At 56.2% G+C, this 13,435-nt stretch carries 11 protein-coding genes; 5 read left to right on the top strand and 6 right to left on the bottom strand.

What is annotated here, in order from left to right:
• Positions 1–103: 103 nt before the first annotated feature.
• Entirely contained in the window at positions 104–1,390 is a 1,287-nt protein-coding gene (locus tag ACN28Q_RS21325) for an NTP/NDP exchange transporter (protein WP_095848177.1), read from the top strand.
• Between the two features lie 15 nt (positions 1,391–1,405).
• On the opposite strand, the gene ACN28Q_RS21320 is transcribed toward ACN28Q_RS21325, so the two are convergent.
• The 6 genes from ACN28Q_RS21320 to ACN28Q_RS21295 all read right to left on the bottom strand — a co-directional run bounded on the left by ACN28Q_RS21320 (position 1,406) and on the right by ACN28Q_RS21295 (position 9,056).
• Positions 1,406–2,947: a putative bifunctional diguanylate cyclase/phosphodiesterase gene (locus tag ACN28Q_RS21320; protein WP_165907051.1), complete on the bottom strand. Its 1,542-nt coding sequence runs from the start codon at positions 2,945–2,947 to the stop codon at positions 1,406–1,408.
• A 325-nt stretch (positions 2,948–3,272) separates the two neighbouring features.
• Positions 3,273–4,580 (bottom strand): neutral/alkaline non-lysosomal ceramidase N-terminal domain-containing protein, encoded by a 1,308-nt coding sequence (locus tag ACN28Q_RS21315; RefSeq protein ID WP_095848175.1) that lies wholly within the window; start codon positions 4,578–4,580, stop codon positions 3,273–3,275.
• Between the two features lie 38 nt (positions 4,581–4,618).
• Positions 4,619–5,698, bottom strand: coding sequence for a porin (locus tag ACN28Q_RS21310; RefSeq protein ID WP_095848174.1), 1,080 nt, complete (start codon positions 5,696–5,698; stop codon positions 4,619–4,621).
• A 274-nt stretch (positions 5,699–5,972) separates the two neighbouring features.
• A complete protein-coding gene (locus ACN28Q_RS21305) occupies positions 5,973–7,586 on the bottom strand; it encodes a tannase/feruloyl esterase family alpha/beta hydrolase (protein WP_095848172.1) in 1,614 nt (537 codons plus the stop codon).
• A 296-nt stretch (positions 7,587–7,882) separates the two neighbouring features.
• The gene (locus ACN28Q_RS21300; protein WP_095848171.1) at positions 7,883–8,500 is read right to left on the bottom strand and encodes a TetR/AcrR family transcriptional regulator; all 618 of its coding nucleotides are present in this window, start codon (positions 8,498–8,500) and stop codon (positions 7,883–7,885) included.
• A 166-nt stretch (positions 8,501–8,666) separates the two neighbouring features.
• Complete coding sequence (locus ACN28Q_RS21295; RefSeq protein WP_095849136.1) at positions 8,667–9,056, bottom strand: ArsR/SmtB family transcription factor; 390 nt, start codon at positions 9,054–9,056, stop codon at positions 8,667–8,669.
• Between the two features lie 79 nt (positions 9,057–9,135).
• On the opposite strand from ACN28Q_RS21295, the gene ACN28Q_RS21290 reads away from it, so the two are divergent.
• From ACN28Q_RS21290 to ACN28Q_RS21275, 4 genes are all read left to right on the top strand, one after another.
• Entirely contained in the window at positions 9,136–10,326 is a 1,191-nt protein-coding gene (locus tag ACN28Q_RS21290; RefSeq protein WP_095848170.1) for an MFS transporter, read from the top strand.
• Positions 10,327–10,802: 476 nt separating this feature from the next.
• Positions 10,803–11,813 (top strand): taurine ABC transporter substrate-binding protein, encoded by a 1,011-nt coding sequence (locus tag ACN28Q_RS21285; RefSeq protein ID WP_095848169.1) that lies wholly within the window; start codon positions 10,803–10,805, stop codon positions 11,811–11,813.
• The gene (locus tag ACN28Q_RS21280) at positions 11,810–12,580 is read left to right on the top strand and encodes an ABC transporter permease (protein WP_095848168.1); all 771 of its coding nucleotides are present in this window, start codon (positions 11,810–11,812) and stop codon (positions 12,578–12,580) included. The genes ACN28Q_RS21285 and ACN28Q_RS21280 overlap by 4 nt, the downstream gene beginning before the upstream one ends.
• Positions 12,580–13,359, top strand: coding sequence for an ABC transporter ATP-binding protein (locus ACN28Q_RS21275; protein ID WP_095848167.1), 780 nt, complete (start codon positions 12,580–12,582; stop codon positions 13,357–13,359). Before ACN28Q_RS21280 ends, ACN28Q_RS21275 begins: the two co-directional genes overlap by 1 nt.
• The last annotated feature ends 76 nt before the right edge of the window (positions 13,360–13,435 follow it).

The raw sequence follows: 13,435 nt of genomic DNA, 5'->3' as shown, positions 1-13,435 counted from the left end.
ACCGGCCGGAGGGATTATACTCAACCTGTCAGCACGCCAACGACCGTGAGTTATTCGGGCCCGATCCATGAACCGTTGCCGGCCATGCCGCTGGGGAGTACCTATGGCGAATCTTCATGCATTATTGCACCACGGGTTAAACATTCAGCCAGGCGAAATCCGGGCGGTCGCAGCGGGTTTCATGCTGCAGTTCAGCTTGTTTGCCAGCTATTTCGCCATGCGGCCGATCAGGGAGACGATGGGCATCGTCGGCGGCGTTGAGAATTTGCAGTGGCTGTTCACCGCCACCTTTTTCGCCACCCTGGCCGTCAGCCCACTGTTCGGGTGGCTGGCTTCGCGGGCAAAACGCAAACATATCGCCCGCTGGGTTTACAGTTTCTTTGCCGTAAACACCATGGCTTTCGCCGGCGCCATTTATCTGCATGGTGAAACCCTTTGGCTGGCACGGATCTTTTTTGTCTGGCTGTCGGTCTTTAACCTGATTGCGATTTCACTGGCCTGGAGCATTCTGGTTGATGTGTTCACACCAGAGCAAGCTAAACGGCTTTTCGCCGTGATGGCCGCCGGCGCCAGCCTTGGTGGCCTTGCCGGCCCGCTGATCGGCGTGCTGTTTGTGACCGTCATCGGTAATGCCGGGCTGCTGCTGGTTGCTACCGTGCTGTTGCTGCTCACCCTTTTCTGCGCCGAATACCTGCAAAAAACCTTCGCGGCCAGCGCCGGCACATTGGCGCCCGGCGACAATACGGCGCTGGGCGGCAACCCGTTTGACGGCGCGGTTCACGCTTTCAGGACGCCGTTGCTGTTTGGCATTGCGCTGTTTGTCACGCTGCTGGCCAGCGTGAATACCTTTCTTTACTTCGAGCAGGCACGTTTCGTGGCCGAGCACTTCACCGATCGCGCCGCGCAAACCCGCTTCTTTTCGGGCGTTGATACCCTGGTTCAATTCCTGACCCTGATGCTGCAGCTTTTCGTTACCGGCCGGATTGCCGCCGCGTTCGGCATCCGGGCGCTGCTGCTCATCGTGCCGATATTAATGATCGGCGGGTTTATCATGCTCAGTTTTTCCGCGCTGCTGGGGGTATTGGTGGTCGTGATGGTGTTGCGCCGGGTGGGTGAATATGCGCTGATCAAACCCGGCAGAGAGATGCTGTTTACCGCGGTGGAAACCACGGATAAATACAAGGCCAAGAACTTTATCGATAGCGTGATTTATCGCGGCGCCGATGCCGTCAGCGGCTGGTTGAAAGCAGCCTCCGATCTGCTGCTCAGCCCGCAAATGGGTGGGTTCGCCGGCGCAGCCATGGCGTTCGCCTGGTGGCTTTCCGCCGTTTGGGTATTGCGCCTGCACCGCCGGCAGGAAAAAACACCGGTGTACGCCGGCACGCGCTAAGCGCGCCGCACGCTATCAGGCATGGGGCGGTTTTTCATCACCGGCCGGTTGCACAAGCGACAGCGTGGCCTGGCCGCTGACGGAAACATCGCCGGATTGGCCTTCCTGCACCCCGGCATCCAGCAAGGAATCGCTGTCGTCATGGGCGATGCCGTCGGCACAAACCTTCAGCCCCAGCCCCTGCCCCAGACCAACAAGGGCGCGCACCAGCTTCGCGCTGGATTCCTGATCCATCCGTTCAACCAGCCGGCGGTCGATCTTAACCTGATCGAAATGGAATTCGCTCAAATGATAAAGGTTGGAGTAACCGGTGCCGAAGTGGTTCAGCACAATAGCCACGCCGTGCGCCTGTAACGGCGCCACCAGTGCTTTGGCGGCGGCCAGATCCTGCACCACCATGTTTTCGGCGATGTTCATCTGTAGCCGCTGCGGCGCCAGTCCCGTGTTATCCAGCATTTGCAGGATCTCTGCCGCCAGGCGGGGGTTTTGCATTTGGCCCGGCAGCACGCTGATCGCTAACGCCACCTGCGCCGGCCATTGCAGCGCCTGCGTACAGGCACGGTGCCAAACCTGCATGGCGAGCGTGTGAATCAAACCAGTTTCCGCCGCGATCGGCAGGAAACGTTCGGGCGGCAACGGCTCGCCCTGTGTGCAAAGCCACTGCGGCTCCACCTCGAAGCCAACCACCGCGCCGGTGCGCAGATCGCGCGATGGGCGGAAGCTGGGTTGAATTTGATCTTGGTCGAGCGCCAGCTTCAGGTCTTTTTCCAGTTGTTCACGTTCACGGATGATTTGATCCATTTCTTCTTCGAAGAAACGGTACGCCGCACGCCGCTCCGCCTTGGCGCGATACAACGCCACATCGGCCTTCCGCATGGCCTCTTCGGCGGTTGCCGCATCCAACGGCAGCAGCGCGATGCCCACGCCGGCGCTCAAATTGTGTGCCACGCCGTTGACCATGATGGGGTTTGCCAGGCTCTCCAACAGCCGCATGGCGATGCTCGACGCCGCCTCAGGCCCAAGCAGGTGCCGGGCAAGCACCACAAATTCATCACCGCCCAGACGGGCGACGGTTTCATCTTCGCGCAGCGATTGGCAAAGGCGCTGTGCGACAATCATCAACACCGCATCGCCAGCGTCGTGCCCATAAACGTCATTGACCTGCTTGAAACCGTTAAGATCCAGCATCAGCACGGCATGCACCGCCCCCGCGCGCGGCGGAGAAGCGACCGCGATATCCAACGCCTCATCAAACTGGCGGCGGTTGGGCAAACCGGTGAGCGGATCCTGATAGGCCAATTCACGCGCGCGCCGTTCGGCATTTTGGCGCCACAGCATCTCGCGCTTCTGTTCATGGTAGCGGCGGACGGCAAACACCAAAAAGCCCACGAGCAGCGCCACGCCGATCAACAACGCTTCGTCCAGTTCGATCATCGCTTTGGCGACGCTGACCCGGCCTTCATTAGTGAAGAGATCATAAGCAAACGCCACATAGCTTAACAAAGCGACCAGAGAGGCGATGATACCCAATTCGGTCAGGCTGATACGGTTTCTCACGATAAAACGCCATAGGTGACTCAGGGAGGTGTATTGCTCTATCTGGCCTGGCATAACAGCTTTCCCTAACGGTTAATTCAGCGGCACGGAGTAGCGCCTGCCGCATAGGTGGCGCCGATACAGCGCGGGCGGCCTGGCCTGCGCATGCACCCCTACCTGGATTGCGGCATTTACGCCATACAGCACATAAATGCCTTATAGTCTGATGCTACACGAAACACAGCGTTCGCATAGCGTGACGACGAACAATAATACTACCATCAATGCCGGCCAGGCGCGGCTGCCTGCTGCCATGACGAGCACCCGCCTGGCCGGTTGGTGCCGCTTAGCGTAGGTTATCCTCAATCATCGCAGTAAGATTATTGACGATCCCGTCCTCGGCGCAACCGCGCTCCACCGGGCTGCCGTTTACCACTTCAAAAATGGGCAGATCGAACGCGGCATCATCCGGCAGATACCCAACCCGGTCGTTAACAATCGACATCAACAAGGTGTTTTTCAGCGGCGTGGCGCGCGCCAAACGGCGGGCGGTGTTAGTCATCACTTCCCCCGACACGCCGGCCAACGCCGTCTGGTTCAGGGTGATAACGCCAAGATGAATATTCACCTTATCGACTTTCTGCTGGTTGATGCTGCCCATGTCCTTAAGGCCGCTGCGCATTGGGCAAGAGAGAATGCGCTCCTGGGCATTAATTTTCACCTGCGCGCTGGTGTGCTTCACGCTATTGGCCAAACGCACCATTTCAGCACCGGCCATCGTGCCCTGGGCATTCATCGCTTTCCAGGCAAATTCGGCATCCTTACCGTGGTCGGCTTTCTGACCAGCGTTAAAGATACGCGGGTTTTGATCGCCGACTGAACTGAGCGTCCAGAGCACGACCGCATCACCGCCCAGCTTCTCTTCCGCATAGTTCGTCGCAGCACCGGCCAAATCGCCGCTAAGTTGATTGATGCCCAGGCTGACCACCGAGTGCACCGCATAGTTGGAAACCAGCGCAATCGGCTGCCCCTGCAGATTCTCGAACTTCATCACCCACATCGCCTTATCAGACGGCCCGTCTGGATTGTAGCCAATATCCCAGCCTTTTGCGCTGTAGGCATCACGATTGATATTAATGTCCAGTTGACCTTGCGCGACGCCGAAACGAGCTGGTTGCTCGATACGCTGCGCCTGCTGTAAAGAAGCGATCATCTGTTGGTAAAGCCATTCGCTCCACTGGTTCGATGCCGGCGTGCCGTCATGCGCCAGCGCGCCGGGCGAAACGTTGCCCACGCGTGGGGCGCTGTGGTTGTGGGTTGCGGTAATGAAAATATGATCGGCGCCGATACCGGTCGCTTGCGCGATGCGCTTGCGCACTTCAGTCATGTCCCCCACTTCAATCGCGTCCACCACGATCAGCGCCGCGCGAACCTTGCCGTTATCAAGCAACAGGGTGCGCATATAAATGGGATCCTGGACGCGGGTAAAATCGCCGCCCATCGGGTTCATATCGCGCAAATCTTTGGGCGTGATATCCGTTTTTACCGCCCCCACCTTAAGCGTGCCGCTTTCCGCGGCCTGAACGGCGCCCGTCCCTGCGGCAAAAAGTAATGAGGATGAAATAATCATACTCATCAAACGTAACTTCATCATGTTTTCTCCTGGTTCATGCTAAATAAACAGGTGGTTGATTAAAAACCATAATAGACACCGGTAACGATTTTATTCCCGGTTCCTGCAAACAACCCACCGACATTGTCGGTATAGTCATTCTTCTCCAACAGGTTATAAAGAAAGTCCAAATACACGCCTGCATGGGAATTGAGCGCATAGCTTGCCCCAATCTCGATATAATTCGCCATTTGCGCCTTGCCGCCTTTAAAACTGCCGCTGGCTGGCAGATCAACCCCTTGAGTATAAACCCAGGAAAGTGAAGGTTTTAACCCAAAAGGAAATTGGTACTGGCCGATAATCTCGAAGTTTCGGGTTTTATTCGCCACGTTATCGTTAGCCTGCATGGTCATATTGCGGGTTTCTGCATAAACGGTACCGAAATAAAAATTGCCCGGTTCCCATTTCATGCCAATTGCCCAGGCTTCGGCGCTGTCGCCCTGGTGATCCACCTTTTGTTCCGCGGTACGTTCGGAGTGGCTGAAACCGGCGATCACGCTATACGGCTCAAAATCGTAAGAGAGCGATAGCCCGGCGCCATTGCCGTTGGAGCGGGCCAGCGTTGATGCCTCGTTAGCCGCCTGGAATTGGCCGGTAAGCTGTAATTTGCCATCAAGGCCCAAGAAATCGTTATTACGGTAGGTTAATACGCTGTTCGTCCGGCTGACCATGTAGTTGTCGTCTTTCGCCCAGGTTTTCCCGGTCACCGAAGGCGCCACGTCCGCATAGGCTTCGACGTTGTACATCACGCCAAAGGCGCGGCCGTAGCTGATAAAGTTATTGCGGCCCAATTGCAGGCCGGCATAAGCCTCGCGCACTTCTGTGGTTTGTTCATCTTCCGGCGCCGAGACATAAAAGCGGTAGTTCAAAAAGCCAAAGCCGCTGAGATAATCATTAACCTGGGTTTGGCCGTTAAAGCCGAGCTGGGCGAAACTTGAATTGCCACGCCCTTCGCGTGCGCCGCTGGTAATATCGCTGTACTCGCCAATCATCACACCGAATAAATCAAGCCGGTTATCATCTTTATCGTAAATAACAGCGGCGCACGCATTCCATGACATCAGGCACAGCGCGTAAAAACACATATTATATTTTTTCATGCTATCACACCAAAATCAAAGACAGGGGAAGGTATGGGGCGGTTATTCCGCCCCGGATAATTCATTTCTTATACCCGTCATACTTCAAGCTGCAGGTGTGTTGGCTTTCCTCGCTCACCCCAGTCACTTACTCAAGTAAGCTCCTGGGGATTGATGAGAGACATCCTTGTCTCTCACCGGAGGCTGGCCAGAGGCCAGGCAAATTCGTTCCTGACGAATTTGTCGCAGCAAAGCCGCCTTCCTGCAACTCGAATTATTTTGTGTATATGAGGAATTAGTTCGAACAAATAAAACTTTCTGCGATATTAATATCTCCTGTCCCACTATATTTTGCGGTTTGTGGGTAAGCACAAATTGGCCGGCTACGCACGACTTGATTATTTTTCACTCTCAGCGCCTTAATCACATCCGGCGCTTTATTTTTCTCGAACCAGTCATCCAGCGCATCGATTTTATTAAAGGTGTCGCAGCCGTCACCGCTATGGCAATGCGCCATGCCCGGAATAACAAACAACCGCAGAAAATCATTATTGGCTTTTCCTGCGTTGGCAACGACGTCGTTATAATAATTAATCAGATCGAGAGGATTGTGGAAATCATTCCAGCCGATAAACATCAGCATTTTACCGCCGCGTTGAAAGAACGGGCGCAGGTTTGCATCCACCTGCAAACGGCCATTGAGCACCGCTTGCGAATGGGCAACGTCTTTCCGCCAGTCAAACTGTTTCCAATCCCAGTCCGGGTTTTGATAAACCGCATAGCGGAACAGATCTAACGCCGTCTGGTGCGGCTTGCGCAGATAGTCGTCGATTTCAAGCTCGCTGCCCTTCGCCGGCCCCTGGAAAATCACCTCGCCGGTTTGCGGATCAACCGGGCCGCGATAGATATTTTCCATCAGCGTAACCTGGGCCGCCGTCAGGCAATCGGCGCTATCCCCGTTTTTACACAACAGCTGTTTCGGTTCGAACTGGCATTTATCCGGTTCTTCGATAAACCCTTGCGCTTGCCCGACGGGTGACGCGCACTGCTTGATAATGGCGTTATGCAGCAGCGCCAGCTTTTCACGCGGTATATCCATTTCCGGGTGTTGATTAACCAGCCACATCGGCCAGAGCTGCGCCGCATTAAAGTTCAGCAGAGGGTTAGGCGGTGCGCCAACCACCATGCCGTCATAGTCTTCCGGGAAGTTTTTCGCTTCAATCAACCCTTCCAGCCCGCCGAGCGAACAGCCGATCCAATAAGAACGCACCGGCCCTTGGCCAAAGAAAGCCCGAATAATTGTTTTGGCATCCACCGCCATCAAATGGTGGGCCCGCCAGGCATAGTCGGTCAGCTTTTCCGGGTGGCCGGTAATGAATTTCCCGCCTTTCTGTAGCGGGTTGCCCTCATCATGCCCGGTGTCGGTGCTGGCCGTAGCGTACCCTTTCTCCAGGCCGCTTAGCATCACCGGATACATGAAGTAGCCGCCCCAGCTAAAGTTGCCGGTTCCCATAAACTTGCCGTTCCAGTTATCCATTGGTAACCAAACCTCAAGGCGGATCTCGGAATCGGCAGACGGGCGTTGAATGGCCTTCACCCGGCAAAACGCGGGGTTGGGCCCTAATGTTGTTTGGCCGCCGGCGTTAATACCGGTGAGGGTTTGCAATAGCGCCATGGGCCCCGGCCCGGCCGGAACGGTGAATTCGCCTTTTTTCACCACTTCCGCAGAAACGACTTCCAGCCCCGACAACGCTTTTTGACTTAACGCGGCGCACGCATCGGCGCCGGCTTTCGTTGCCGCCAGCGATTGCCATGAAACTATCTGTATACAGGCTGCAAAAAATAAGAGCGCCTTGCGGCGGCAAAGCGCATGGGGGGATTTCCCCCTTGGCATATTGTTGATCTGCATTTTTACACCATCCTCGCGGGGCACCCCGATGATCCCCCGTCATAAAAACCGGTACCAATGAGTACCATTTTTACTTTTTTTTACAATATGTTTTTATGCAGAAACAGATAGCGATCACAATTTGAGTGCCAGAAATAAGCGGAAGTGGAAAATTAAAAATTATATAATCTATTGAAATATAGCCATAAACTTACAGTTTCCTTTAATGGGAAAATGCAAGTGGGGATAAATGAGGCGGGAAAATCGACATAGCTAATCGCGGAAGCAGTAACAGGAACCGGCAAAGCTTGGCGCTTTTATGGGTTATCGGCATAGCGCTCTATCCCATACAGCACCACCTGTAACGCAGCAATAATATGCGCTTTTCGCGACGGTAAATCATCAAACCCCGGCCTTTTCGGCACGAGCGCGCCAAAAACAATATCCATGATCATCGAAGCCAGAAAAGTTATTTTTTCTGGATCTTTGATGCCAAGTTTACCCTGTTTCTGTTGTTGGCTTAGCCACTCAATCAATTCTTCACGGTGCCTGACCACGCCGGAATCATACATTAATTGATAAAGCGCGGGGTGCTCGATCGCATCTTTTAATAACATCGTCAAAAATTGATGCCTTTGCGGTTCTTCTTCATCTTCCGTGTTCAGATGAAATATGCCGAGCAGCCCTTCCAGCGTTGTTTCGGCATTTTCGCCTGCGGCGATAGATAATACCTTATGTGTATTACTGGCGATCGCCGCAATATACAGTTCATTTTTATCAGGGAAATACTTATACAAATCCCGTTTGGATATCATGCACTTGCTGGCAATCATGTTCGTCGTGGTCGCGGTGAAGCCGTGGCTGAGAAATAGCTCGAATGCCCCTTGTACAATTGCCGCTTTTTTCGTGCTTTCCATTTCTGGTGTTTTTTTCATCGCGTATTTATCTTATCCATCAGGCCACAACATTTCTCCCCTACATACTGCAAATTGCAGGGGCTACTCAGCCCCTGCGGGCAGCGCCAGCGCTGTGCAAAAACGCATTTGCATTTTTGCCCTGCAATGCGAATGCGTTGGGGTATATCCAACAGAATAACCGATATCAGTCATGATTTATATCGGCCGGCTGCCAATTGGCCACCAGCGCCAGCAAGCCGGGGAAGCGCGCATCCAGATCTTCACGGCGCAGCCGGCTGCGCCGCTCCAGGCCATATTGCCGTTGGCGGATCACCCCGGCCGCACGTAGCGCTTTGAAATGGTGCGTCAACGTCGACTTGGGCCGATCGAAGCCAAACCAGCCGCAGGGGTGGTCATACGCGTCGGAATCCCGCATCAGTTTATACACGATGGTCAGCCGCAGCGGATCGGCCAGCGCCGCCAGAATGGCTTCCAGGCGAATCTCATCGGCCGCCGGCTCCGGAAGCGGTGGAGGAAGGTCTTGCGCTATCTCTGCCTGGCTGGCAAGCGCGTTGTCATCAGCTAATTTTTTCATCGTCATATCATCATAGCTCTTGTACGAGTTTTATCGAACTGCTATACAGTACGATAAAACTCGTACAAGGAGTCGGTTTATGTCAGATCTCTCCGTGGCCAGCAATGCCCCCCCATCTATCGCCCGCATGCGGGCGGCGGCCTGGATGGTCACCGGGGTGTTTATGCTCTCCAACACCCCCACCCCATTGTATGTGCATTGGCAAGAGCAGTTGGGCTTTTCCTCCGGCATGCTGACCGTGATATTCGCACTTTATATCGCCGGCCTGCTGGGCACGCTGTTGCTGGCGGGGCAACTGTCAGACCATTATGGCCGTAAGCCGGTGCTCCTGCCAGGCCTGTTCGCCGCGCTGGCCGCCTGCGGGCTATTTGCCGGCGCGAGTTCGATCGGTATGCTCGCCGCAGGCCGCTTGTTGACCGGCATCGCCGTCGGTGTGATCGTTTCGGCCGGCATGGCCGCGGTTGTCGATGCCGGCGGCCCTGAACACCGGCGCCGGGCGGCGCTGCTGGCGTCTATCGCCATGGTGCTGGGGGCGGGCTTGGGCCCGCTGCTGGCTGGCGGGTTAAGCCAGGCGCTGGCGCAACCCGTGGTGCCGATCTTCACCCTTGAAGCCGCCATACTGCTTAGCGCATTGGCCATCGCTCTGTGCCTGCCGGCACGCAATACGCAGGCAAGGCCGCCGTTGCGCCTGCGCTTACCGCACGTGCCGGCGCCTAACCTGCGCCAGGTGCTGTGCGGCATTGCCACGTTCGGGCCCGGCATCACCGCCACATCCTTCGTTCTGTCGCTCGGCCCCTCGCTGCTGGCGCGTTTGCTGCACGAACGCAGCCCGCTCCTCGCCGGCGGCATGGCCTGCGCGATGTTTTTTGCTGCGGTTGGCGTCCAGTTCGCCGTGCGGCGTTGGCCGGTTGCCCGGATCTTTCTGGCCAGCGCGCTGGCGACGGTGCTGGCAATGCTGGGCCTGCTGCTGTGCATCTATGGCGCATCCGCTACGGCATTCGTGGCCGCCGCCCTGTTTGCCGGCGCGGCACAGGGGCTGGGGCAGTTGGGCGGGCTGACGCTGATTGGCCTGCACGTGCCGGATAGCCACCGCGCGCAGTCAAATGCCGTGCTGAATATTGGCGGTTATATTCCCGCGGGCCTGTTGCCGGTGGCGACCGGCTACCTGATCGACGCCGTGGGGCTGGCCCAGGGCGCAACGCTCTTCGCCGTGGTGCTGGCTGCGATTGCCCTGATTGGCGGGCTTTGGGCCTGGCGCCAAACGCCATAAATCACCGCGTGCTACCGATTAATGACGCCACACCAGGTCCCCTTCGGGGGCATAAAATAACGGCCGTGTTGACCAAGCGGCGATATAAAAAAGTATCATCAACACCCTTAAACACTTTAGCGCCGATGGCTAAAGTGTTTTTTTTGCTGTAAAGCACAACGCCACGCCTTTCTTTATCTCTTTTTCAACAATGCATTGCCGATATTTTTGGTTAGCGGCTTATGGCCGAAGGGTATAATACATTCAGTAAGTTACAAAAAATTAATTCATTTTAGCATCGTACTTATTAACCAGCGCGGACCAAAACCACGGTGGTTTTATTTTGCCGGCGCGTATTGGTATTCAATGTGCTTTCATCAGGAGCCCCACCTGCCATTTTCACCTTATTTAAACATCGCTAACAAACCCAATATCTTAACTTTTTAAATATAAGCCCGAAACGGGACTGTATTTCTCATGCGTTAAAGGAAACGGCAATGAAAAAAAATCTTTCCATGTTACTGATCGCCGGCAGCCTGTGGGCAACGGCAAGCCAGGCAGAAACGCCACCGGCGGAAGTGCGGGTGGCCTACAGCGGCGGTTCACAGGTATTGATGTTGGCGAAGGCCGACGGCTCGCTGGATAAAGCGCTCAACAGCAAAGTGAAATGGGTGCAGTTCGCCTCCGGCGCAGACGCCCTGACCTATTTTGCCAGCGATGCCATTGATATCGCCAACTTCGGCTCCAGCCCGGCCACCGCCGGGGTGGTGCGTAAACTGCCGGTAGAGATTGTCGGCGTCTCCGGGGTGATCGCCACCTATGAGCGGCTGATCGGCAAACAAGGTATTAACAATATTAAAGATATTGAAGGAAAACGAGTCGCCTATCCGCCAAACTCCACCGCCCAATATGCGCTGGAAGCCGCAATCAGCGTCAATAAGCTCGATCGGCGTAAAATCACCCTGCTGCCGCTGCGCCCGGCCGATATGGTGGCCGCCTGGAAACGCGGGGATATTGATGCCGGCTATGTATGGGCGCCATTTGCACAGGAGCTGGAATCCTCCGGCGGCCATCAGGTGTTCGCCACCAAAGATCTGCAAAAAGACGGTTACCTGATTTACAACAACTATGTGGTCAGCAAGCGTTTTGCTGAAAAATACCCGCAGACCGTCAGCGCCTTCCTGCGCGTCCACCAGCAGAAAGTCGATGAGTTCCGTAAAGATCCGGAACACGCGGCGGCGTTGGTGGCCAAAGAGGTTGGCGCACCGGTCGCTACCGCAGCCAATACCCTGGGCGGCCTGGAGTACCCTTCGCTGGCGGAACAAGGAACGGCGGCCTGGCTGGGTGACGGCAGCCATACCACGCAAAGCGGCATCGGCCAGGCGCTAAGTAAAACCGCGCACTTCCTGGCGGATATCGGTGAGATCCGCCAGCGTGATATCCCGGATAACTGGGATAGCGCGATCAACTCCCGCTACATTCGTGATGCGGCGGCAGCGGCAAAATGAAGCTCGGTCATCATGTCGCCATCAGCATTCTGTCGGTGGCGCTATTCCTGGCGCTGTGGCAAATCGCCGCCAGCCGGCAATGGGTTGATCCGCTATTACTGCCCTCGTTGACCGATATCGGCCTGACCGCCGGCGAACTGCTGGCGGACGGTTACCGGCAAGTGCCGCTTTGGCAGCACATCACCGTCAGCCTGGCGCGGGCGCTCGGCGCCTTTGCCGTCGCGATTGTCATCGGTATCCCGCTCGGGCTGATGATGGGCCGCTCCGATGCCCTTACCGCCGTGCTGGGGCCGTTTGTGCAATTTTTGCGCCCGCTGCCCAAGATTGCCTTAATCCCTCTGGCAGTGGTGTGGCTGGGCATCGGTGAAGCGTCCAAGTTCTTTTTAATCTTCATCGCCACGTTTTTAAGCGTGGTGGTGGGGGCCAGCGCGGCGGCCGAACGGATAAGCGCCTCCCGCATCCGGGTAGCGCAAACGCTGGGGGCTTCCCGCCACCAGATATTTTTACGCGTGGTGCTGCCAGACGCCCTGCCGGAATTATTTACCACCGTCCGGTTGTCGATTGGCATCGGCTGGACCTCATTAATCGCCGCAGAGATGGTGGCGGCCAGTTCGGGCCTGGGCTGGATGGTGATCAACGCCAGCTCTTATCTGCGCACCGATATTGTCATGCTGGGGATTTTACTGCTGGGCGGCATTGGCTATTTATTGGATTTATTCATCCTGGGGCTGCAACGGCTGCTGGTGCCCTGGACGGGGAAAGAGTAATGGCCACACATATTTTACTGGAAAACGTGTCGCTGCAGTTTGCGGCAAAGCCCCGCCCTTTTACCGTGCTGGAAGATATCTCGCTGGCCATAGAGAAAGGGGAATTTGTGGTGCTGCTCGGCCCCTCCGGCTGCGGCAAATCCACCATTTTGAATCTGGTGGCCGGGTTTAACCAACCGGATAGCGGCCGCATACTGTGTGCAGGGAAAGCCATCAAGAAACCCGAGCCTTCACGCGGCATGATATTCCAGCAGCCGAACCTGTTCCCGTGGCTGTCCGTGCTGGACAACGTCACTTTTGGCCCGCGCCTGCACAAATACAATAAGGCGGAGGTTAACGCCCGCGCAATGGACTGGCTGCAACGCGTGGGGCTTCAGGGCTTTGAGCACCATGCGCCGTGGCAGCTTTCCGGCGGCATGAAGCAGCGGGTGGCGCTGGCGCGCGCCTGGCTGCCGGGGCCGGAAGTGCTGCTGCTGGATGAACCGTTCGGCGCACTGGACGCGCAGACCCGCATCATGATGCAGGAACTGTTGCGCGCCGCCTGGCAGAGCACCCGTACCACCCTGCTGTTTGTCACGCACGATGTTGAAGAGGCGCTGTTTCTGGCAGACAGGATCCTGATTATGTCCGCCCGCCTGGGCAAGATCGTCGATGAGATCGTGCTGCCGTTTGGCCAGGATCGCGATATTGAAACGCTGGCCGAACAGCCGCAATACCGGGAAGTCAAACGCCACGTACTGCACCGCGTGCGCCAGGAGGCCAAACGGCATCTCGGCTAATGCAGCCTCTGGCCAAACACACAAAAAAACGCCGGCAGCGAACTGACCGGCGTTTTTTATTCCTCTGGGCGCAGAG

This window comes from Gibbsiella quercinecans, assembly GCF_002291425.1.
GTDB lineage: Bacteria > Pseudomonadota > Gammaproteobacteria > Enterobacterales > Enterobacteriaceae > Gibbsiella > Gibbsiella quercinecans.
The sequence above is the reverse complement of the archived record's forward strand: the minus strand, read 5'-3'. Positions and strand labels throughout refer to the sequence as shown.

Coding starts and splice junctions, on each gene's coding strand:
- ACN28Q_RS21275 (WP_095848167.1), top strand. CDS start 12,580: ATGGCCACACATATTTTACTGGAAAACGTGTCGCTGCAGTTTGCGGCA.
- ACN28Q_RS21300 (WP_095848171.1), bottom strand. CDS start 8,500: ATGAAAAAAACACCAGAAATGGAAAGCACGAAAAAAGCGGCAATTGTA.
- ACN28Q_RS21290 (WP_095848170.1), top strand. CDS start 9,136: ATGTCAGATCTCTCCGTGGCCAGCAATGCCCCCCCATCTATCGCCCGC.
- ACN28Q_RS21305 (WP_095848172.1), bottom strand. CDS start 7,586: ATGCAGATCAACAATATGCCAAGGGGGAAATCCCCCCATGCGCTTTGC.
- ACN28Q_RS21285 (WP_095848169.1), top strand. CDS start 10,803: ATGAAAAAAAATCTTTCCATGTTACTGATCGCCGGCAGCCTGTGGGCA.
- ACN28Q_RS21280 (WP_095848168.1), top strand. CDS start 11,810: ATGAAGCTCGGTCATCATGTCGCCATCAGCATTCTGTCGGTGGCGCTA.
- ACN28Q_RS21325 (WP_095848177.1), top strand. CDS start 104: ATGGCGAATCTTCATGCATTATTGCACCACGGGTTAAACATTCAGCCA.
- ACN28Q_RS21295 (WP_095849136.1), bottom strand. CDS start 9,056: ATGAAAAAATTAGCTGATGACAACGCGCTTGCCAGCCAGGCAGAGATA.
- ACN28Q_RS21315 (WP_095848175.1), bottom strand. CDS start 4,580: ATGATGAAGTTACGTTTGATGAGTATGATTATTTCATCCTCATTACTT.
- ACN28Q_RS21310 (WP_095848174.1), bottom strand. CDS start 5,698: ATGAAAAAATATAATATGTGTTTTTACGCGCTGTGCCTGATGTCATGG.